This is a genomic window from Stenotrophomonas sp. 86428_Sma (assembly GCF_056481585.1).
Genome location: NZ_CM151156.1, coordinates 1,495,474 through 1,516,535 on the forward strand (window position 1 = coordinate 1,495,474; position 21,062 = coordinate 1,516,535).

Below are 21,062 nucleotides of genomic sequence, written 5' to 3' on the forward strand. Positions count from 1 at the left end.
GATGGACCATGAAATCCCTGAAGATGCTGCTGCGGTTCGCCATTGTCGGCGGGCTGATCCTGCTGCTGCTGGTGCCGCTGACGATGATCCGCGGGGTCATCAACGAACGTAGCGCGTACCGCGACGAGGCCTTCTCACGGGTGGCCGACAGCCGCGCCGGTGCACAGCAGCTGGTGGGCCCGGTGCGGGTGGTGCCGTGGGTGGAACGCAAGCAGGTTGAACTGGTCGACCCGCTGGGCGTCAAGAAGACCGAGGTGCAGGTCACCGAGGGGCACTGGCTGCAGATGCCGGCGTCGCTGGAGGTGGGCGGCGAGATGCTGCCGAGCCAGCGTGAGGTCGGCCTGTTCAAGGTGCCGGTATACAGCTGGAACGGCCAGATGAAGGCGACGTTCGCTGCAGACGACTATCCGGTGAAGGCCGGCCGCAGCTACGGCCAGCCGTATGTGGCGGTGGGCATTTCCGATGTGCGTGGTCTGGTCGGTACGCCGAACCTGCGCGTGGATGGCAAGCAGCTGCGCCTGCTGCCGGGGGTTGGTGCGGCCAGCGAGGTGGGGCGAGGCCTGCATGCGCCGGTGGCCGGTTTCGCCGCGGAACAGGGCGGTACGCTGGCTGCCAGCACCGTCGAACTCGAGCTGCGCCTGGATGGCAGCCGCATGCTGTCGGTGGTGCCGGTGGGCGATGACACCAAGATCGCACTGCGTTCGAGCTGGCCGCATCCGTCGTTCAGCGGTGCGTTCCTGCCCAACGAGCGCCGTGTCGACGCACAGGGCTTCGATGCGCGCTGGGCGGTGTCCTCGCTGGCCTCCGATGCACAACGACAGCTGCGCAATGATGGTGCGGTCGAGTCGCAGGCGGTGACGGTGTCGCTGGTTGATCCGGTCGATGCCTACACCCAGGCCGACCGTGCCTCGAAATACGGCGTGCTGTTCGTGCTGCTCACCTTCGTCGGCTTCATCCTGTTCGAGCTGATCAGGTCACTGCGCATCCACCCGCTGCAGTACCTCATGGTGGGCCTGGCGCTGGCGATCTTCTTCCTGCTGCTGATCAGCCTGTCCGAGCACATCGCGTTCTGGAAGGCCTACCTGGTTTCTGCGGTGGCCTGTATCGGCCTGCAGGCGGTGTACCTGGCCAACGTGCTGGGCCACTGGAAGCGCGGCCTCGGCTTCGCTGCGCTGCTGACCGTGTTGTATGGCGCGCTGTATGGCCTGCTGGTGTCGGAGAACAACGCGCTGCTGATGGGTTCGCTGCTGCTGTTCGTGATCCTGGCGCTGGCGATGTGGGTGACCCGCCGGGTCGACTGGTACGCGCTTGGCGCGGAACTGAAGTAAGGAGTACGCCATGAGCTGGCGCCAGGGATTGCGGCAACGGGCACGGCAGGGCATTCCGGCCCTGCTGGAAGTGGATGCACTGCTGCAGGCACATGGCGTGCTGGCGGCCCTGCCCGGGGCACGGATCGCCCCCGGTCTGGTCCGCTTCCAGCTGGCAGCGGTGACCTGCGAGGGATTGCAGGGCCAGGGACTGGCCTGGCTGCACGGCGCGCGGCAGGGACGCGGCGCGCTGGCTGGCCGGGTGCCGCGCTACCGGCCATGGAAGGCCGGGGCGGAGGCGCTGGCCGAGATCGGCATCGGCGGCCTGCCCGAGGACTGGCCCGCGCATGCGGCGGTGTACGGCTGCAGCAGCATCGACCGGCGGCACTGGTTGCTGCTGCTGCCGGAACGGGCGCAGTTGTGGCTGGGATGGAGTGGGTGATTCGGTTGTTCATCCACGCATGGCCTGGATCTACTGTCGCTGTCCATGACCGATGGGACGGTATCGGCGCGCCCCTGCTGGCTAGACTCGATGGGTTGATGATCGAGCCGAAGGGCAGGGGTGCGATGTGTTGAAGTGGGGCATGCTGGCCGCAGCGCTGGCGATGGGTGGCAATGCAGGCGCGCAGCAGCGCGAGCCGGTGGACCTGGACATGGTCAGCCGCATCCGCCAGGAGGCCTTCCATCGTTCGCAGGTGATGGACACCTTCAGCTACCTCACCGAACGCATCGGCCCGCGCCTGACCAACTCGCCGGCGATGGGCCGCGCCAATGCCTGGACCCGCGGCAAGTTCAACGAATGGAAGCTGGACAACGTCCACGACGAAGCCTTCGACGACTTCGGGCGCGGCTGGGAGTTCACTTCGGCCAGCGTGGAAATGCTGGGTGACCGCATCCAGCCGCTGCACGCGCTGCCGAAGGCCTGGACACCGGGTACCCAGGGTCCGGTCGAAGGCGAACTGGTGCAGGTCGAGATCAAGAAGCCCGAGGACATCGAGAAGTACCGCGGCAAGCTGCGCGGCAAGATCCTGCTGCTGGGCGAGGCGCGCGAGTACAAGCGCGGCACCGAGGCGGATTCGCACCGCCACGACGCCACCTCGCTGGAGGGCCTGCAGGAGTTCACCCTGCCCAAGGACAAGGACGCCACCGCCGAGCGTGCGAAGCGGGTCAAGGAATACCAGGAACGCCAGCAGCTGGCGACCAGGGTCAATGCGTTCTTCGTGGAAGAAGGCGCGCTGGCCTCGATCAGCATCAGCAGCTGGGACAACGGCATCATCCGCGTTGCCGGCGGCGGCTCGCGCAAGGCGGGTGAGTCGGTGGGCATTCCCGAGCTGGCGATGATCAGCGAGCACTTCAATCCGCTGGTGCGCGCGCTGGAGGCCAAGCAGACCGTGCGCCTGCGCGTGGATGTGGCTGCGCGCTTCACCGACGAGGCCGACCAGCCCGGCTACAACACGCTGGCCGAGATCCGTGGCAGCAGCAAGCCCGATGAAGTGGTGATGATCGGCGCACACCTGGATTCCTGGCACAGTGGTACCGGTGCGGCCGACAACGCGGCCGGCGTGGCGGTGATGATGGAAGCGATGCGCATCCTCAAGGCCACCGGCGCCAAGCCCAAGCGCACCATCCGCGTGGCGCTGTGGAGCGGCGAGGAACAGGGCCTGATCGGCTCGCAGGCCTATGTGGCCAAGCACTTCGGCCGTTTCCCGGAACCCACCGACCCGGCGCAGAAGGCGCTGCCGGCCTCGCTGCGCGAACCAACCGGCGCGCTGCAGAAGACCCGCGACTACGGCAAATTCCAGGTCTACTTCAACATGGACAACGGCTCTGGCCGCTTCCGTGGCATCTATGCACAGGAAAACCTGGCGGCGATGCCGATCTTCGAAGCCTGGCTGGCCCCGTTCCATGACGTGGGCGCTACCACCGTGGCCACCCGCAACACCGGCAGCACCGACCACATCAGCTTCGACCGCATCGGCCTGCCGGGCTTCCAGTTCATCCAGGACCGGCTGGACTACTTCACCAATGTCCATCACAGCCACCTGGACACCTGGGACCACGCCGAACCGGAAGACCTGAAGCAGGCCGCAGCCATCGTCGCCTCGTTCGCCTATAACGCCGCGATGCGCGAGCAGTCCTTCCCGCGCAAGGTAGAACCGTAAAAGGGGACGGAGGGGATTAAGTCGTTTCTCCCCTCCGTTTCCCGGTTGCAGGCCCAGCGGCTGGGCAATCGCGACTTAATCCCCTCCGTCCCCTTTTTCCGTCGGGGGCGGCGGGCTGGTAAAATCGGGGGATTCCCGTTCCTCGAGCCGTCCATGACCTGCCGCACCCGCTTCGCCCCCAGCCCCACCGGTTACCTGCACATCGGCGGTGCCCGCACCGCGCTGTACTGCTGGCTGGAGGCCCGCCACCGTGGCGGCGAGTTCGTGCTGCGCATCGAGGACACCGACCGTGAACGCAGCACCCAGGGCGCGATCGACGCGATCCTGGAGGCGATGGAGTGGCTGGGCCTGGACTATGACGAAGGCCCGATCTACCAGACCGACCGCGTCGCCCGTTACCTGGAAGTGGCCGAGCAGCTGGTGGCCGACGGCAAGGCGTACTACGCCTATGAGACCCGCGAAGAGCTGGATGCGATGCGCGAGGCCGCCATGGCCAGGCAGGAAAAGCCGCGCTACAACGGCGCTGCACGCGAACTGGGCCTGCCGCGCAAGGACGACCCGAACCGCGTCATCCGCTTCAAGAACCCGCTGCAAGGCACGGTGGTGTTCGACGACCTGATCAAGGGCCGCATCGAGATCGCCAACAGCGAGCTGGATGACATGGTCATCTTCCGCCCGGACGGCTACCCCACCTACAACTTCGCGGTGGTGGTGGACGACTGGGACATGGGCATCACCGAGGTCATCCGCGGCGACGACCACATCAACAACACCCCGCGCCAGATCAACCTGTACGAAGGCATCGGCGCGCCGGTGCCGAGGTTCGGCCACATGCCGATGATCCTGGACGAGCAGGGCGCCAAGCTGTCCAAGCGCACCGGCGCGGCCGACGTGATGCAGTACAAGGACGCCGGCTACCTGCCGGACGCGCTGCTGAGCTACCTGGCCCGCCTGGGCTGGTCGCACGGTGACCAGGAGCTGTTCAGCCGCCAGGAGCTGATCGACCTGTTCGACGTGAAGGACTGCAATTCCAAGGCCTCGCGCCTGGACATGGCCAAGCTGGGCTGGGTCAACCAGCACTTCCTGAAGACCGAGGATGTGTCCGCGATCGTGCCGCACCTGGTCTACCAGCTGCAGAAGCTGGGCCTGGACGTGGCTGCCGGTCCCGCCCCGGAGGACGTGGTGATCGCCCTGCGTGAACGCGTGCAGACCCTGAAGGAAATGGCCGAGAAGGCGGTGGTCTGGTACCAGCCGCTGACCGAGTACGACGAAGCGGCGGTGGCCAAGCACTTCAAGGCCGGTGCCGAAGTGGCGCTGGGCAAGGCCCGCGAGCTGCTGGCCGCCCTGCCGGAATGGACCGCCGAGTCGGTGGGCGTCGCCCTGCACGACGCGGCCGCAGCGTTGGAAATCGGCATGGGCAAGGTGGCCCAGCCGCTGCGCGTGGCCATCACCGGCACCCAGGTCAGTCCTGACATTTCCCATACCGTTTACCTGGCCGGCCGCGAGCAGGCCTTGAAACGCATTGATGTGGCCATCACCAAGGTAGCAACGGCCTGAGGCATCCTTGCCAGGCCCGAACCGGAGAACACGCATGCCCGCCAAGACCGCCACTGCCTGTACCGCCCCGCACCACCACGTCCACGACGCATCGGATTTCGTGGCGGTGGTCGAGCGTGTCTCGCGCGAACGCGGGCTGCGCCTGACCCCGATCCGCGCCAATGTGCTGAAGCTGATCGCCGAGGCCGGCAAGCCGGTCAAGGCCTATGAACTGCTGGAATGGGTGCGCAACGGCAAGGGCGTGGGCGCTGATGCCCCGCCCACCGTTTACCGTGCGCTGGACTTCCTGATGGCCAATGGCTTCGTGCACAAGCTGGAATCGGTCAATGCCTTCGTGGCCTGCCACCATCCCAGCAGTGCCGCGCACTCGGTGCCGTTCCTGATCTGCAACAGCTGCCACAGCGCGGTGGAGCTGGAAGACCGCGAGATCGTCACCCAGTTGGAGAAGCGCGCCAAGGAGCTGGGCTTCCAGCCGCAGGCGCAGACCCTGGAAGTGCACGGGCTCTGCGCGCGCTGCGCGGGCTGAGTCGCGGCGCATACCCGGACTGAGCCGCACGCTCAGTCCCGGGCGGCGTGCTCTTTCAGACGCTTCAGGACGCTGCGCTGTGCGTCGACCAGTACAGGGTCGTCCACCCGCAACTGCTCGACCCAGGCGAGCGCTGGTACCGGGTCGGCATGGCGCACGAAATACAGTGCCTGCGCCAGGAAATGCACATTGGGCACCCTGGCGTCCCAGATGAGCTTGGCGATACGCAGCATCGACGCCTGCATGCCGGGTGTAACCTCAACGCCGGTCTTCCCTGAAAGCGCGGTATTGAGGCAGTAAAGCGCCTGGCAGGGCAGATCACGCGGTGTGCCCGCACGCGACCAGTCAGCGCGTTCGGCAAAGTCCAGCAGGACGGCAATGGCGGCGGGGCCACTCACATCGGCCAGTGTGCCGAGCGCGAACACTGCCAGCTGGGGGTCCCCCAGCATATCGCGCAGGCCTTCCACGCCCTGGCGTCCCCAGGCGGTGCAGGCCTTGGCCCAGCCGCCGAACGGTACGACCCGGCTACCATCGCCCAGCAGGCCATCATCCGGCCAACCGTGCAGTATCCGCAGCCGCTCAATTTCCTTGCCACCTTCGGCGCCGTGCTCCTGCACGAAGGCGATCAGATCTTCCGCTTCCAGCGTGTCCTTGGCCGCCCGCCTGGCCAGTGTCGTAAATTTCATCGTCTTCCAGCGATCCTGATCCAGATCCGCAACGGTAGCGGATCAATGGGGTGAAGGCAGTCAGCAGCCTGCACCCTAGTCCATCGGCTTGGACCGGGTATCTACCCGCACGATCACCGACATGCCGGGCCGCAGCTGTGCGGCCAGCGTCTGACCTTCATTGATCGATATCCGCACCGGCAGCCGCTGCACCACCTTGGTGAAGTTGCCGCTGGCGTTGTCCGGGCGCAGCACGCTGAACTCCGAACCTGTGGCGGGTGCGATCTCCTGCACGCGGCCGCGCAGCACCTGGCCCTGGAACGCGTCCACCGAGAACGTGGCCGGCTGACCGATCGCCATGCCCCAGGTCTGGCCTTCCTTGTAGTTGGCCACCACCCATAGCGCGTCAGGCACCAGGAACAGCAGCTGCGAACCGGCGGCGACGTACTGGCCCACGCGCACGCTGGCTTCGCTGATCTGGCCGTCGCGCGGTGCGTGGATCACCGTGTTGGCCAGGTCGATGCGCGCCAGTTCCAGTTGTGCCTGTGCACTTTCCACCTGGGCCTCCAGGCTCTTGCGCGCCACCTGGGTCGACACCAGCGTTTCCTCGGCGATGCGGATCTGCGCCTGCGACTGCTGCACGCTGGCCTGTGCTGAGGCCTGGGTGGTGCGGAACTTGTCGCGGTCGTTGACCGACACCAGTTGCTGCGCGGCCAGTTCCTCGTAGCGCTTCAGCTCGTTGCGCGAGCGTTGCAGCTCCGCCTGGCCGGCCGACAATGTGGCGTGTGCGGAGGCGATCTGCGCACGGTTCTGCGCCTGCGACTGGTCCGAGTTGGCCAGTGCCGCACGTGCGCTGTCCAGCGTTGCCTGCGCCTGGGCGACACGCTGCGTGTAGATGCGGTCATCGATGCGCAGCAGCGGCTCGCCCTCCCTCACGTGCTGGAAGTCCTTCACCAGCACTTCGGTCACGTAGCCGTTCACCTGTGGCGCCATCACCGTGATCTGCCCGCGCACATAGGCGTTGTCGGTCACCATCACGCTGCTGGTGAACGGCCACAGGTGCCAGGCGCGCAGGATCAGCGCAATGCCCAGCAAGGCCACCACCACCATCACCACCACGCTGCGCGCGCTGGGCTTGAGGTACTTCGGCGCGGCAGCCGGTGTCGCGGGCGTGGGCGCAGGCGCCGCATCGGTCGGCGGCGGTGGAGTGACGTTGTCGGCGTCGATGTCGTCGGGGCGGGGCGGGACGGGAGGCATGGAGGAGGACTCAGCGGGGCGCGGCCGGCGTGGCCGCAGCGGGGGAAGTGGGGTGGCGCTTGCGCCATTGCTTGAGCACGGCGGTGCGCAGCGACAGCAGCAGCAACCAGCCCAGGAAGCCGATCGCCAGCCAGCCGCTCAGCGTGAACACATCATTGAAGCCACGCACGTTGGCTTCGCGGCGCGTGGTCTGCGCCAGCTGCGCGCTGCCCTGCGCGCTGCGCAGCACCGGGTCGGTGATCTGTGCGCTGTACAACTGCTGCTGGAGGCGCAGGCGTTGTGCCACCACCGGGTCGGCCGGGTCGAGCTGGCTGGTCAATGCACTGGAGTACAGCTGCTCGCGGTGCAGCTGGAAGGTACCCAGCACCGCCGAACCGGCCAGGCCGCCCAGCGTCTGTGTGATCGACAGCGTCACCAGGAAGGTGATCATGTGGTCCACACCCTGCTTCAGCGCGGCGGAGATGCCGAGCATGATCAACGGGCCCATGAACATGCCGGCACCGACCGAGGCCAGGAACTGGCTGACGTAGAAGTCGTGCGGCCGGTCCAGGCTGGTGCGGTGCTGGTCGAAGAAGGCGGCTGCGCCCAACAGCAGGATCGCCATCAGCAGCTGCGGAATCAGCCGCTTCGGGCCGAAGGTCAACGAAGCGCCGGCGATGCCGGTGACCACACCTGCGAGTATCACCACGAACAGCGGGCGCATCTGGTCCGGGCCCATGCCCAGCGTGCGCATCAGGTTGACCACGCCGTAGGACTGCTCGGTGGTCAGGAAGCGGATCAGGAACGCGCCGACGATGAAGTGCAGCACCGGCAGCTTCGACAGCCAGCGGATCTGCAGCAGTGGATTGCGCCGGTAGTGTTCGATGATGAAGGCAGTGGTGGAGAGCACGATCGAGGCGACCAGCGCCCAACCCAGCCATGGCGTGTTGAGCCACCAGCGGGTGTAGCCCTGCGCCAGTACGATCACCAGCAGCGCGACAGCCGGCGCAAGCAGGGCGAAGGTGAGGAAGTCCAGCGGCTCGAAGGTTTTCACCTGGATACCGGGCGGCAGCTTCAGCACCACCACTGCCGCGAACGCGCACAGGGCCAGCCCGGCTTCAAACGAGTAGAGCTGGTGCCACTGGCCGGTATCGACCAGGCCCGGCGAGACGATCCAGGCGATCGGCACCGCCAGCTGCGAGAGGCCCACGCCAACCACCAGCAGATTGCCGGTGAACCGTCGTGGCAGCGCCTGCAGCATGTACAGCGTGCCCAGTGTCGAACAGGCGGCGCCAGCGAAGCCGCTGGCGGCACGGGTCAGCATCGTGGTCTCGAAGCTGCCAACGAACAGGTGCAGCACCGCCAGTGCTGCGTACAGGCCCAGGCCGATCTCGGCGAACAGGCGGATGCCGTACTGCTGGCGGAACTTGAAGGCCAGCAGGTTGGCCGTGACGTTGACCATTGCATAGGCCGCCACCAGCCAGCTGCCCTGGGTCGGCGTCAGTGCCAGCTGGCCCTGCAGGAAGGGCAGGTTGGCGGTGACCAGTGCATTGCCAAGGCCACCGGTGATCGCCACCAGCAGCGACACCAGTGCATAGGCCACGCGTCGATACGGTGGGTGCCAGGGCATCGACGCCGAACCGGGCATGGTCGGCTTCTCGTGCTCCTCCCAATCCGGAACCGGCTTCAGATACGGCTGGACCATCAGCGGGCCTCGCTGGTTGCTCCCTGGAGACCCCCGCGCAGCAGCTGCAGGGCACGCCCGGCCAGGTGGGCGCGCTCGTCGCGGGTCTTGCCGCGCAGGGCTGCGCCCAGCATGCCCGAGATCAGTGAAATGTCCGTCTTCTCCAGGTCGGCACGGCACAGTCCGGCGGCCTTGGCACGGGCGATCGGTGCTTCCAGCAGATCGCGCACGGTCTCGCGCGCGGTGCGCATGGCTGGCACGTCCGAATCCACCGCCCGCCAGTAATCGGCCAATGCCGGCGAATCGATGATGCGCTGGGCCATGCCCTCGAACACCTCGAACAGGGCATCGTCGCGGTCGCCGAGCTGCTCGACCTGGCGCCGGATACGGTCGACCGTACGTTGCAGCAGTGCCTGGATCAGCGCGGTGCGGTCGGGGAAGTTGCGGTACAGGGTGGCGCGGCCCACCTGGGCGCGTTCGACCACCAGGTCCAGCGGGGCGGTGACACCGTGTTGGCCGAACACATGATCGGCGGCGTCGAGGATGAGGGCACGGCGGGCAGCAGCATCGGCACGTTGGGCAGTCATGGAATTATTTTCGGACAAAAGTGTCCGATTGGCGAGACTTTGAGTGACGGGATTGTCCGCTTGTTGTGGTACGCACATCTTTGTGACGAATGCGTGATGGATGCTGCACAAAGAGATGGGGGCCAGAAGGCCCCCATCGGATCTGCTTGCATTGGATCCACGCCATGCGTGGGCTGAGGCTGGGGTCAGAACCCATTCCTCTGGAATGGGATCCGACTCCACTACGCGATCAGAAGAACGCGCGGATGCCGAATGCGACACCACGGCCCGGCAGCGGCGAGTAATCACGCAGCAGCGAGGTATGCGGACGCACTTCGCGGTTGGTCAGGTTGCTGCCATCCAGGAACACCTCGTAGCTGTTGCTCGCGTTGCGATCCCAGCGGTAGGCCAGATGCGCGTCGACCAGGGTGTAGCCGTCGCTCGGCGCTTCGTTCTGGGCGACATCCTTCTGGCGGCTGTAGCGGACCGCACCGACCGAGGCGCGCCAGCCGTCCTTCGACCAGCGCAGGTCGGCGCCGACGCGGGCCGGGGCGATGCGCGGCAGGTAGCCGGTGTTGGCCAGCTCCACGCTGTAGTTGTGGTTGTGGTCGCCATGCGGCACGGCGATGTCGAGGTTGCGGCTGCCGTTGCCATCCAGCTTGGCCTTCACGTAGTCGCCGAACACGCGCAGATCCCAGTCACCGGCGCCGCCTTCGAACAGGTGCACCAGCGCTTCGGCTTCGGCACCGCGGAACACCGCATCCTGTTGCGTCCAGGCGCGGACCGGCAGACCCTCGGTAACGCCGGTGTCGGCCAGGTAGATGAAGTCCTTGAATTTGGTCTGGTAGACCGACGCCGAGAAGTCCAGGCGTTCGCTGTGGGTGTGGATGCCCAGTTCCACGCGCTGGCCGCGCTCGGTCTTCAGGTTGGCGTCACCGATTTCCAGCGAGCGGGTGGCGATGTGTGCGCCGGCGGCATACAGCTCTTCGTTGGTCGGTGCACGCTCGGAGCTGTCCACGCCGATGCGCAGGTCAACGGCATCGTTGAGCTTCCAGATGCCGGCCGCAGACAGGTTGGTGGCGCCGAAGGTGCGGCGGCGGTAGTCACCGGTCGGGTCCAGCTTGACCTGGTCGTGGCGGCCGCCCAGTTCCAGCTTGAACGGGCCGAACTGCTTTTCCTGCAGTACGAACAGGCCGATGTTCTTCGTGCCGGTATCCGGAACGAACGCCTCTTCGCCCTTGGCACCGAAATCACTGTTGCCGAACTGCAGGCCGAACGCGCCGTCCCAGCCGCCGATCTGCTGCTGCACCGCTTCCAGGCGCGCCTCGATGCCACGGTTGGTGAAGCGGGTGGACGGCGTGCCGGCTTCCAGCTCCACGTGCTCGTAGTCGGTGTAGGCCACGCGTGCATTGATGTTCTTCAGGAACGAGACCGGGTTGTAGATGCCGGCCTTGGTCTCGAAGCGGTTCTGCACCATGTCGATGCGCACGTCATGCTCGTCGCCGCCTTCCTCTTCATCGCCATGGTCGTGGCCGTGGTCATGGCCATGATCATCGCCATCGGCATGCACGTGCGCGCCATTGGGAATGCCGTAGTTGGTGCGATAGGTGCTGGCCGATACGCCGAAGTAGCCGCCGTCGCCCAGCCAGGTCGCGCCGACGCCGCCGGCGCGGGTGCGGATGGAGCTGTTGTCGAGGCGGCCGCGGCGCGGTTCTTCGCCTTCTTCGCCCGCGTGGTCATGGTCGTGATCGTGATGGTCTTCAAGGCTGTCGATCACTGCATAGCCGGGAATGCGGTAGTCGTCGCCATTGCGCACCAGGCCGTCCACATGCAGCACGACATTGCCGCTGACGCCATCGAGGCGGAACATGCCGCTGCGCTCGTTGTTCACCGAATTGCCGCGCAGCTCGGCGCGGCCGCTGAGCGGGCGCTCCGGCAGCTCGCGGGCGATGCGGCCATCCACCACATTGACCGCGCCACCGATGGCACCACTGCCGAACAGCAGCGTGGCCGGGCCCTTCAGCACTTCGATCTGGTCGGCCAGGAACGGCTCGATGCTGGTGGCATGGTCGGCGCTGACGGTGGAGGCATCCATGTTGCCCATGCCATTGGACAGCACAGCCACGCGCGGGCCTTCCTGGCCGCGGATGATCGGGCGGCCGACGCCAGGGCCGAAGAACGTGCTCTGCACGCCCGGCAGCTTGGCCACGGTATCGCCGAGGGTGCCGGCCTTCTGCTCGTCCAGGCGTTCGCCGGCCAGTACCTCCACCGGGCGCGCCAGCGATTCGGCATCGCCCTGCAGTGGCGACCCGGTGACCTGCACCGACGACAGTTCAGTCAGGTGGCGGTCACGCTGAGCGCTGTCATCGCCGGCGGCAAAGGCAACCGAAGGCAGCAGGGCGGCGAGGGCCAGAGCGAGGGAATGCGGCTTCAACCGCGGGGTGTGGGCGGGCATGGAGCGGGTCCTTTGTTACAGTGTATCAATCGCTGGGCGCACGTATCCCGTCAGCGGGACAGGGGGAGGAAAACCGTGCGGGTCGGGAGCAGATGTTATATTATTCCATAACGATTCGCCGACCCTGCTGGAAGTCATGTCCCTGTCCTCACGCCTGCGCCACCTGCTCGACCGTTTCGGCGCCACTGGTTCGATGCTGTGCGCGGTGCACTGTGCGGTGATCCCCGTGCTGCTGGCGGCGGCGCCGTCGCTGGGCCTGTCGTTCTGGCTGAGCGATGGGGTGGAACAGGCGCTGGTGGTGTTCGTCACCCTGCTCGGATTGTTCAGCCTGGTCTGGGGCTACCGCCGGCATGGTGCGCTGCGTGCGCTGGGCTTCCTGATTCCCGGCCTGGTGGCGTTGTGGGCCGGCGTGCTGTACGACCCGCTGCACCACAATGCGGTGCCACACGCGGTGGTGATGACCATCGGCGGCCTGCTGGTGGGGGTCGCCCATCTGGTCAACCTGCGCCTCAACCACGGTCACGTGCACGACGCCAGCTGCGCGCACTAGGCGCTCCGTGATAGGATTTTCGATCGTGCGCGGGGGCGCCCAGCAAGGCGGCCCCGCCGAACCCGTGTCAGTACGGGGTAACCAGATTTCACATTTGAGGAGTTGAAGACATGGGTAAGGGTGACCGCAAGACCGCCAAGGGCAAGCGCTACAACGCCAGCTACGGCAACGCCCGTTCGCACACCGCGAGCAAGGTCGCCGTAGGCGCCGCCGCTCCGGTTGCCAAGAAGACCGTGGCCAAGGCTCCGGCGAAGAAGGCTGTGGCGAAGAAGGCCGTCGCCAAGGCCTGATCCGGCCTGGACCGGTTCAACGAAAAACGCGGCGCCTGGCGCCGCGTTTTTTTGTGCCCGCGCGCACGCCGGCACACGATTCTATGTAGAGCCGAGCCCATGCTCGGCTGCATTCGGCCAGCCGAGCATGGGCTCGGCTCTACAGGAGCGTCAGCGCAGGGTTTTCTTCAACGTTTCCGGATTGCCATCGTTCGGCGCGGCCGGCACCTGCAGCAGGTCGGCCAGCAGCGGGTAGACGTCGACATTGTCGAAGCCATCGATCACCAGGCCCTGGCGGAACGACGGGCCGCTGGCCACGAATACCGCGCGCATGGAGGGCAGGGCATTGTCGTAGCCATGCGAGCCACGATCCTGATGGTCGCGCTTGGCGATCTTCTCCTGGTGCAGGGCATCCCAGCCTTCATCCATCATGCAGACAATGGCGGGAATGCGCGGGTGGGTGCCGTAGTGCAGGCGCGGCGGCAGGTTCTCTTTCTTCCAGCACTCGTAGTGCGCGTGACGACCGAGCAGTGCGCGCTCGGCGGCGGCCTCATGGCCAGCTACCGGCGCGAAGCCCACCGACTGGCCCTGGCTGACATTGCGCGCGATGGCCGGGGCGGCCATTGATTCGGTGGCGATCACCTGGCCGACCGGGACGCTGGCCATGCCATGGTCGGAGACCACAATCACGTTGGTGGTCGCGGCCAGGCCGCGCTGCTGCAGTCCATCGAGCACCTGGCCGACGATCTGGTCGGCGCGCACGATGGCGTCGGCATACTGCTTCGATTCGGGGCCGTAGTTGTGGCCGGCCTTGTCCACATGTTCCATGTACAGCGTGGTCAGGCGGGGTGCATCGGCATCGGTCTGTGCAAGCCAATCGAGCACGATGCCGGCGCGCTGCTCCAGTGGTTCCTTGCCGTCGTAGACGCGCCACTGGCTGGGGCGCACACCGCGGATTTCCGATTCACTGCCTGGCCACGAGGTGGTGGCCGAACGAACCCCGGCGTTCTCAGCGCCGACCCAGATCGGTTCGCCGCCCCACCAGCCGCTGGTGGTGACCGCCTCACGGTTGCTCAGCTCGAACCGGCCTAGGGCTTCATCGTCCATGCTGTTGTTGACGATGCCGTGGTGGTCCGGGCGCAGGCCGGTGACGATGGTGTAGTGGTTGGGGAAGGTCAGCGACGGATAGGACGGGGTCATCCAGCGTGCACGCACGCCGCCGTCGATCAGGCGCTGCAGGTTCGGGGTCAGACCGCGGTCCAGCGCATCGGCGCGCAGGCCGTCGATGGAGATCAGCAGCAGCTTCGGCGGCGCAGCCGCAGCGACAGCGGTGGGAGCGGAGGCGGAAGGGGCGGGCGCGGTGGTGCAGGCGGCCAATGGCAGCAGCAGCGCCAGCGCGCAGGTCAGGCGTACGGAAGTCATCCGCCCATGATAAGCCGGTGCAATGACGCGCCCAAGACACGCTGCGCCGAAGGGCGCAGCGTGTCCGCGCATTTTTCCTTATCCCCGCGCCTGTCGGCGCGCCCCCTTCAACAAGAAGGAGGCTTTTCTCCAGACATGTTCCCGATGCTTCCATCCACGCATGGCGTGGATCTACCGTGTCGACCAAGGTCGACACCTACCAGCAGCCGTGTAGTGCGCCGTCCCGACAGATCGCAGGAACCTGTCGAAGGCGGGGTGGGTCCGGTTGCAGGGGCGTGAGCGCCATGGATGGCGCGACCGAGCTTACAGGGACGTACTTGCAGCGTCCCCTGCAACCGGACCCACCCCGCCTCCGCGCAGGAAGCCCGCTGTTGCTGTTGCTCTAGCCTCTGCGGGTGCCGGGCGCAGCCCGGCCAGCCCTCTCAGGCGAACAGCGGGGCCTGGCGTTGTTCCAGTCGCAGCAGCGCGGCCTTGGTTTCCAGTCCGCCACCAAAGCCGGTCAGCGCGCCGTTGCTGCCGATTACACGATGGCAGGGCAGGATGATCGGCAGCGGATTGCGCCCATTGGCAGCGCCGACGGCGCGGGTCGCACTGGGGTGGCCCAGGTGCTGCGCCAGCTGCAGGTAGCTCCAGGTCTGGCCGAACGGGATCAACGCCAGCGCCTGCCACACACGCAGCTGGAACGGCGTGCCGCGTGGCGCCAGCTCCAGGTCGAAGCTGCTGCGTTCACCGTGCAGGAACTGCAGCAGCTGCTCGCGCGCTTCCGGCAGCGCATCCGGCGCGTAGTGCCAGTCGTCGCGGCCGCGTGCCGGGTGGCGGTTTTCCGGGAACAGCACATGGGACAGGCCACGCTCGTCACCGGCGATGGTCAGCACGCCGATCGGGCTGTCGAAACGATCGAACAACAGGGTCATGTCGGTTCTCCAACGAAAGTGCCGGACAGGTGCCACAGGTGCAGCACGGCATAGGCGCGCCACGGCCGCCAGGGTTGCGAGCGCGCTTCGGTCGCACGTTCGCTCAGGCGCTGGCCCTGTGCGTGGCCGAGGACCTGCTGCAACACAAGATCGCCGGCCGGGAAGGCATCGGGCTGGCCGAGCCCGCGCAAGGCGATGTACTGCGCGGTCCACGGACCGATGCCGGGTAGTGCCACGCAGCGGGAAACGAACTCTTCCAGCGCTTGGCCCGGGCCGAAGTCGAGCGCGCCGCTGGCGCAGGCGGCGGCAAGCGCACGCACGGTGGCGGCGCGGCTGCGTGGCAGGCCGATCGATTCCAGTGGTGCTTCGGCCAGCAGCTCGGGGGCCGGGAACTGGCGATCGAACTCCGGCGGCATGCCCGGCAGGTGCGCGCCATAGGCATCCACCAGCCGCCGCGCGAAGGTGGTGGCCGCGGCCACGCTGACCTGTTGGCCGAGCACCGCGCGCACGCCCACTTCGAAGCCATCCCAGCCGCCCGGTACGCGCAGCCCGGGACGTTCGGCAATGCCGCGCGCCAGCAGCGGCTCTTCGCCGAGCGCGGCGTGTACCTGCTGCAGGTCGGCGTCCAGATCGAACACGCGACGTACGCGGCGCACGATGTCCGGGATCAGGCGCGGATCGACCGCGCCCAGCTGCAGGCGCAGTTCCGGGCGCTTGGGGTCGGCAGTGACGCGCAGCAGGGTGGGGCGCTCGGGTGTGCCGAGCACGCGCTGGTAGCTGTCTTCGCCGATCAGCTCGATGCCGGGCAGGCTGCGCTTGCGCAGGAAGGCCAGCATGCGTGGGAAATCCAGTGGTGGCCGGTATGCCAGACGCAGTACCAGGCAGCCATCGTCGGCGGCCAGCGGCTGGTGCTGGCGACGCAGTGCCGTCGGTGCCATGCCACAGCCCTGCAGGAAGGCGGTATTGAAACGGCGCAGGCTGTTGTAGCCGGCGGCCAGCGCGACGTCGGTCACCGGCAGCGTGGTCTCGGTCAACAGCTGCTTGGCCAGCAGCAGGCGATGGGTGGCGTGGATCTGCCCTGGCGTTGCGCCCAGATGTTCGACGAACAGGCGCTGCAGCTGGCGCGCGCTGAGTCCGATCTTCTCTGCGAGGTCGGCTACCGGCTGTTCCTGCAGGAAGCCACCATGGATCAGGGCCAGTGCGCGCTGCACGGTCTGCCCGGCCAGTGCCTGCTGCGCCTGCGGTGCCAGCTCGGGGCGGCAGCGCAGGCACGGGCGGTAACCGGCTGCCGCAGCAGCGGCCGCAGTCGGGTAGTAGGTGATGTTGCGTGGCTTCGGTGGCGGTGCCGGGCACACGGGGCGGCAATAGATGCCGGTGCTGCGCACGGCGGTGTAGAACACGCCGTCGAAGCGTGCGTCGCGGGCCAGGCGGGCGCGGTCGCAGGCGGCGGTGTCGAGGGCAAGGGCGGTGTCCATGGCGCCAGTCTAGGCGTGTGAGGGCGGGGATACTCGCCGGATTCGGACATGGATGCTGGAGGGGGGCTGGCAGGGCTTGCAGCCCTGCACCCGCCGAGGCCAGAGCAACAGCAACAGCGGGCTTCCTGCGGGTGGGCGGGGTGGGTCCGGTTGCAGGGGGCGCTGCAAGTACGTCCCTGTAAGCTCGGTCGCGCCATCCATGGCGCTCACGCCCCTGCAACCGGACCCACCCCGCCTTCGACAGGTTCCTGCGACCTGTTGGTACGGCATTCCGCAATGCTGTTGGTGGGTGTCGACCTTGGTCGACACGCTTTTTCCCAAGGGTCAGAAGGGGTTCAGTGCCACGCGCTGAATGCGCGGCCTGGACGGGTAGACTGTGGCTCTTGCTCCCATCAATCCCGGTTGCCCGATGTCCGCCAAATTCCGCTGGTTGCCCCTGTTGTGCCTGGCCCTGGCGGGCTGCAGTCAGTTGGAGAATCCGGGCAATGTGACCGCTGCCGACAAGGCGGCGCGGGCGCCGGCCAGTGATGGCGAGAACATGGTGTCGATCAATGCGGCTGACGCACCGCCACCGCCGGCGCCGCCGCGCAGCCGGGCGGATCGGCCTTGGCCGCAGGCGCAGTTGGAGAATGGCCGCGCCTGGGTCAGCTGCAGCACCGAGTATGCCGGTGATGCGGGCGATGGCGTCGAGCTGGAGGGCCTGCAGCGCGAGCAGATTTCCCAGGCCCTGGCGCCGTGTGCCGAGCGTGGCCTGATGCGTGTGCGTTACGCCGGCAAGATCAATCCGGGCTTCGCCGAAATGATGTGGCGACTTGCCGTGGTCGCCGATGAACAGAAGATCCACAAGCGCATCCTCGATCTGGACTCCAGCGGCGGCCAGGTGGAATCGGCGATCGTCGCCGGTGACAGCATCGGTGAATCGGGCTGGACCATCTGGGTGCGCGAGGGCTCGATCTGCCACAGCGCCTGCGTGTTCGTGCTGGCCGCCGGTGACAACCGGCTGCTGTCGGGCAAGGTCGGCATCCACCGCATGATGCGCATCAGTTCCAAGGCCACCTCGCGCGCTGAGCTCAACCGCGAGCTGCACGAGGTCTACGACAACGTGAAGGACTATCTGCAGCGCAACGGCGTGGCGGTGGGCGTGGCCGACCTGATGATGACGGTGCCCAATCGCAGCCTGCGCCTGCTGACGCCGGACGAACTGCGCCAGTACGGCCTGGATGGCACCAACGCGGTGCAGGACGATCTGGAACGGATCAAGCAGATGCGTGCCTGTGGTGACGACTTCGTGCAGCGCAAGGACGCGTTCCTGATCGCCTTCGACCAGCAGTGCAAGCACGAAGGCGCCGACATGGAATCGATCAACAGCTGCGGCCAGGCGTTGAAGCAGCGCTTCGGCTTCCCCGATGCGGTGTGCCCGGAAGAAAGCCCGCTGTCGGAGATCGATGTGGCAACGCTGCCGCCTGCGCCTTCGGAGCCGCCGCCGGTGGCCGAACAGGCGCCAGCAGACACCGGCACGCCTGCCGCGCAGGCCGATGCCGCAGCGGTGGAAGGCAGCGCCCACGCACGCTGACGAACAGCTCACCGCGCTGGCGTAGACTGCGGTTCTTTCCCGAGAACCGGCGGTGTCCATGAAGCGCGTGCTCCTGCTGCTGTCCCTGCTGCCCCTGACCGCATTGGCGCAGGCACCCGCGCCGGCCACGCCTGCACCGGCACCCGCGCGCCCCGCACCGGCATCGCCGGCGGCTGCGAAACCGGCCACGGCCGGCGCTCCGGCGTTGACTGCCGCGCAGCAGGCGCAGGTGCAGAAGCAGGATGCGGAAATGGGCGCGGCCGCAGTGAAGGCGGCGCAGCTGGTCGATGCCAACCGCGCAGGCGAGTTGTGGGATGGCGCTTCGGCCGTCGCGCGCCGTGCAGTACCGAAGGCCGCCTTCGTCAGTCAGTTGACTGCCGAGCGCACGCGCCTGGGCGCGCTGGCCGGGCGTGGCCAGCCGACCATCACCCGGGTCAAGTACAGCGCCGGTGCCGCGGTGCCGGAGGGGCTGTACATCAACGTCAGCTTCCCGACCCGTTTCGCCAACAGCGCGCAGCCGGTACGCGAGCTCGTCTCGTTCCGTTTCGACGAGGACCAGGTGTGGCGCCTGGCCGGTTACAGCCTGCGTGCGTCGGCACCCTGAGGAGATGATCGATGGCAACTGAACTGACGATGCTGGCCTGGTCGGTGCTGCTGGGCTTTGTCTACATCTTCGCTACCTCCACCGTGGTCACCCGCGAGCGTGGGATGAAGTGGAATGCCTCGGCGCGTGATGGCGAAGCCAGGCCACTCAGCCCGCTGGCCGGGCGCCTGCAGCGTGCGCAGGCCAACTTCCTGGAGACGTTCCCGTTCTTCGCTGCCGCCGCCATCGCAGTGGTCGTGGCCGGGCGCGGCAACGACACCACGGCGCTGGCGGCGCAGGCCTACTTCTGGGCGCGCGTGGTCTACCTGCCGCTGTATGCCGCGGGCGTGCCCTACGTGCGCAGCCTGGTCTGGGCAGTGTCGCTGCTGTCGATCCTGGCGCTGGTGTTCGCGTTGTTGTGATCCCGGCCTGATCCAGATCAAGGCCGGTCAGGTGCGCGGCGCTATGCTGGCGCGGACTGAATCAACGGCAGGAGGCGCGCATGCGCAGGATGGACGTGGTGGTGGTCGGCGCCGGACCGGCGGGGCTGTGTTTCGCGCGTGCGCTGGCCGGTAGCGGCCTGCAGGTCGGGCTGGTCGAAGTTCAACCGCGCCAGGCCCTTGCCGAGGCCGCCTTCGATGGCCGTGAGATCGCGCTGACCCATGCCTCGCGGCAGAGCATGGAGCAGCTGGGGCTGTGGCAGCGCCTGCCGCAGGCTGAAGTCGCTGAACTGCGCGATGCCAAGGTGATGAACGGCGGCTCGCCGTTCGCGCTGACCTTCGCCAGCAGCCAGGTCGACGGCCAGCCGCTGGGCTGGCTGGTACCCAACCATCTGATCCGCCGCGCTGCATGGGATGCCGTGCAGGGGCAGGACGGCCTGGAGCTGTTCGACGGGCGCAAGGTGCTGGGCGTGCAGGCCGATGCGCAGGGCCACGTGGTCAAACTCGATGACGGCATCCAACTTCATGCGCGCCTGCTGGTCGCCGCTGACAGCCGCTTCTCCGCAACCCGCCGCATGCTCGGCATCGGCGCGCAGATGCGCGACTTCGGCAAGTCGATGCTGGTGTGCCGCATGCAGGTTGAGCGTGATCATCACCACACTGCCTGGGAATGGTTCGGCTACGGCCGCACGATGGCGTTGCTGCCGCTCAACGAAGGCCAGGCATCAGCAGTGATCACGCTGCCACCGCGGCAGATTGAAGAACTGCTGGCGATGGACGAGGTGGCCTTCGGTGAGGCCATCGGTGCCTGCTTCGAACACCGTCTTGGCCGCATGCAGCCAGTGGCCACGCCGCAGGCGTATCCGCTGGTGGGTGTGTACGCGCACCGTTTCGTCGGCGAGCGTTCGGCGCTGATCGGCGATGCCGCCGTCGGCATGCACCCGGTCACCGCGCATGGCTTCAACCTGGGACTGGCCAGCGCACAGCGGCTTGCACAGGGCATCGTCGCGCAGCAGCGACGTGGTGCCGACATTGCCGCCGCCGGCATGCTGGCCAGCTACCAGCGGGGTCACCGGCTGGCGTCGCGGCCGCTGTACGAGGCCACCAATGCCATCGCCAGCCTGTATACCGACGATCGCCGCCCGGCGCGGCTGCTGCGCGCGGCGGGCCTGCGTCTGGCACAGGGCGTGGCACCGTTCAGGCAGCTGATCGCCTCGCACCTGACCCAGCGCGTGGCCTGAACCGGTTCAGATCAGCCCGTTCAGATCAGCCGGCGGCCAGCACCCGGATCTGGCTGTCGGCGAACTCGACCACCTGGCCTGCGCGGATTTTGCAGGCCTTGCGCAGTTCGACTTCGCCGTCGACCCGCACCTGGCCGTCACCGATGACCATCTTTGCCTCGCCGCCGCTGGTGACCAGGTCGGCCAGCTTGAGCAGCTGCTTGAGTTCGACGTAGTCACCGTCGAGGTCGAATTCGAGAATCTGCATGGAGCGGGGTTCCTGGGGAAGGGCGCAGCCAGCGGCCGGGCCGGTGAAGAGGGCGCGTATTGTGCGCCAGCTTGGGTCATGACGGTACGCGCACGGCAAGCTGTACGCCTTGTTCAGGATCAATGCGGTATGATTCCGCTCTGAGCGAGTGAAATCTCCTCCAACCGAGCAGCGCCAGGGCACGCGATAA

At 67.2% G+C, this 21,062-nt stretch carries 20 protein-coding genes; 11 read left to right on the top strand and 9 right to left on the bottom strand.

Annotated elements, in window-relative coordinates:
- Window positions 1-8: 8 nt before the first annotated feature.
- From creD to ACZK3J_RS06835, 5 genes are all read left to right on the top strand, one after another.
- Window positions 9-1,328, top strand: a complete 1,320-nt coding sequence (creD, locus tag ACZK3J_RS06815; protein ID WP_032130265.1) for a cell envelope integrity protein CreD — start codon at window positions 9-11, stop codon at window positions 1,326-1,328.
- Window positions 1,329-1,338: 10 nt separating this feature from the next.
- Window positions 1,339-1,749, top strand: coding sequence for a hypothetical protein (locus tag ACZK3J_RS06820; RefSeq protein WP_049399601.1), 411 nt, complete (start codon window positions 1,339-1,341; stop codon window positions 1,747-1,749).
- 142 nt (window positions 1,750-1,891) lie between these two features.
- Window positions 1,892-3,469: a M20/M25/M40 family metallo-hydrolase gene (locus tag ACZK3J_RS06825; RefSeq protein WP_134951721.1), complete on the top strand. Its 1,578-nt coding sequence runs from the start codon at window positions 1,892-1,894 to the stop codon at window positions 3,467-3,469.
- 153 nt (window positions 3,470-3,622) lie between these two features.
- On the top strand, window positions 3,623-5,026 hold the full coding sequence (gltX, locus tag ACZK3J_RS06830) for a glutamate--tRNA ligase (protein WP_049462392.1): 1,404 nt from the start codon (window positions 3,623-3,625) through the stop codon (window positions 5,024-5,026).
- 34 nt (window positions 5,027-5,060) lie between these two features.
- Window positions 5,061-5,552: a Fur family transcriptional regulator gene (locus tag ACZK3J_RS06835; RefSeq protein ID WP_004150412.1), complete on the top strand. Its 492-nt coding sequence runs from the start codon at window positions 5,061-5,063 to the stop codon at window positions 5,550-5,552.
- Between the two features lie 32 nt (window positions 5,553-5,584).
- Here ACZK3J_RS06835 and ACZK3J_RS06840 read toward each other — a convergent pair whose 3' ends face one another.
- From ACZK3J_RS06840 to ACZK3J_RS06860, 5 genes are all read right to left on the bottom strand, one after another.
- Entirely contained in the window at window positions 5,585-6,238 is a 654-nt protein-coding gene (locus ACZK3J_RS06840; RefSeq protein WP_134951720.1) for a hypothetical protein, read from the bottom strand.
- 75 nt (window positions 6,239-6,313) lie between these two features.
- Complete coding sequence (locus ACZK3J_RS06845) at window positions 6,314-7,474, bottom strand: HlyD family secretion protein (protein ID WP_134951719.1); 1,161 nt, start codon at window positions 7,472-7,474, stop codon at window positions 6,314-6,316.
- Between the two features lie 10 nt (window positions 7,475-7,484).
- Window positions 7,485-9,158, bottom strand: a complete 1,674-nt coding sequence (locus ACZK3J_RS06850) for an MFS transporter (protein ID WP_414577155.1) — start codon at window positions 9,156-9,158, stop codon at window positions 7,485-7,487.
- Window positions 9,158-9,724, bottom strand: coding sequence for a TetR/AcrR family transcriptional regulator (locus ACZK3J_RS06855; RefSeq protein WP_010483118.1), 567 nt, complete (start codon window positions 9,722-9,724; stop codon window positions 9,158-9,160). The genes ACZK3J_RS06850 and ACZK3J_RS06855 overlap by 1 nt, the downstream gene beginning before the upstream one ends.
- Before the next feature lie 229 nt (window positions 9,725-9,953).
- Window positions 9,954-12,158, bottom strand: a complete 2,205-nt coding sequence (locus ACZK3J_RS06860) for a TonB-dependent receptor (RefSeq protein ID WP_478476653.1) — start codon at window positions 12,156-12,158, stop codon at window positions 9,954-9,956.
- 136 nt (window positions 12,159-12,294) lie between these two features.
- On the opposite strand from ACZK3J_RS06860, the gene ACZK3J_RS06865 reads away from it, so the two are divergent.
- Both ACZK3J_RS06865 and ACZK3J_RS06870 read left to right on the top strand, forming a co-directional pair.
- Window positions 12,295-12,708 carry a MerC domain-containing protein gene (locus ACZK3J_RS06865; protein WP_008264835.1) on the top strand — a complete coding sequence of 138 codons (414 nt, stop codon included), beginning with the start codon at window positions 12,295-12,297 and terminating at the stop codon, window positions 12,706-12,708.
- A gap of 110 nt (window positions 12,709-12,818) precedes the next feature.
- Entirely contained in the window at window positions 12,819-12,998 is a 180-nt protein-coding gene (locus ACZK3J_RS06870; RefSeq protein WP_004150462.1) for a 30S ribosomal protein THX, read from the top strand.
- A 150-nt stretch (window positions 12,999-13,148) separates the two neighbouring features.
- On the opposite strand, the gene ACZK3J_RS06875 is transcribed toward ACZK3J_RS06870, so the two are convergent.
- The 3 genes from ACZK3J_RS06875 to ACZK3J_RS06885 form a co-directional block, all read right to left on the bottom strand.
- The gene (locus tag ACZK3J_RS06875; protein WP_049462401.1) at window positions 13,149-14,399 is read right to left on the bottom strand and encodes an alkaline phosphatase family protein; all 1,251 of its coding nucleotides are present in this window, start codon (window positions 14,397-14,399) and stop codon (window positions 13,149-13,151) included.
- A 422-nt stretch (window positions 14,400-14,821) separates the two neighbouring features.
- Window positions 14,822-15,313 (bottom strand): methylated-DNA--[protein]-cysteine S-methyltransferase, encoded by a 492-nt coding sequence (locus tag ACZK3J_RS06880; protein WP_049462403.1) that lies wholly within the window; start codon window positions 15,311-15,313, stop codon window positions 14,822-14,824.
- A complete protein-coding gene (locus tag ACZK3J_RS06885) occupies window positions 15,310-16,788 on the bottom strand; it encodes a DNA-3-methyladenine glycosylase 2 (RefSeq protein WP_049462404.1) in 1,479 nt (492 codons plus the stop codon). The genes ACZK3J_RS06880 and ACZK3J_RS06885 overlap by 4 nt, the downstream gene beginning before the upstream one ends.
- A 409-nt stretch (window positions 16,789-17,197) precedes the next feature.
- On the opposite strand from ACZK3J_RS06885, the gene ACZK3J_RS06890 reads away from it, so the two are divergent.
- The 4 genes from ACZK3J_RS06890 to ubiM all read left to right on the top strand — a co-directional run bounded on the left by ACZK3J_RS06890 (window position 17,198) and on the right by ubiM (window position 20,625).
- Complete coding sequence (locus ACZK3J_RS06890; protein WP_049461758.1) at window positions 17,198-18,361, top strand: COG3904 family protein; 1,164 nt, start codon at window positions 17,198-17,200, stop codon at window positions 18,359-18,361.
- Window positions 18,362-18,419: 58 nt separating this feature from the next.
- Window positions 18,420-18,965, top strand: a complete 546-nt coding sequence (locus ACZK3J_RS06895) for a DUF4019 domain-containing protein (RefSeq protein WP_032128358.1) — start codon at window positions 18,420-18,422, stop codon at window positions 18,963-18,965.
- 11 nt (window positions 18,966-18,976) lie between these two features.
- Window positions 18,977-19,366, top strand: a complete 390-nt coding sequence (locus ACZK3J_RS06900) for an MAPEG family protein (RefSeq protein ID WP_032128357.1) — start codon at window positions 18,977-18,979, stop codon at window positions 19,364-19,366.
- 80 nt (window positions 19,367-19,446) lie between these two features.
- Window positions 19,447-20,625: a 5-demethoxyubiquinol-8 5-hydroxylase UbiM gene (gene ubiM / locus ACZK3J_RS06905; protein WP_049461759.1), complete on the top strand. Its 1,179-nt coding sequence runs from the start codon at window positions 19,447-19,449 to the stop codon at window positions 20,623-20,625.
- A gap of 25 nt (window positions 20,626-20,650) precedes the next feature.
- On the opposite strand, the gene ACZK3J_RS06910 is transcribed toward ubiM, so the two are convergent.
- Window positions 20,651-20,872 (bottom strand): RNA-binding S4 domain-containing protein, encoded by a 222-nt coding sequence (locus ACZK3J_RS06910; RefSeq protein WP_010486399.1) that lies wholly within the window; start codon window positions 20,870-20,872, stop codon window positions 20,651-20,653.
- Window positions 20,873-21,062: the final 190 nt, after the last annotated feature.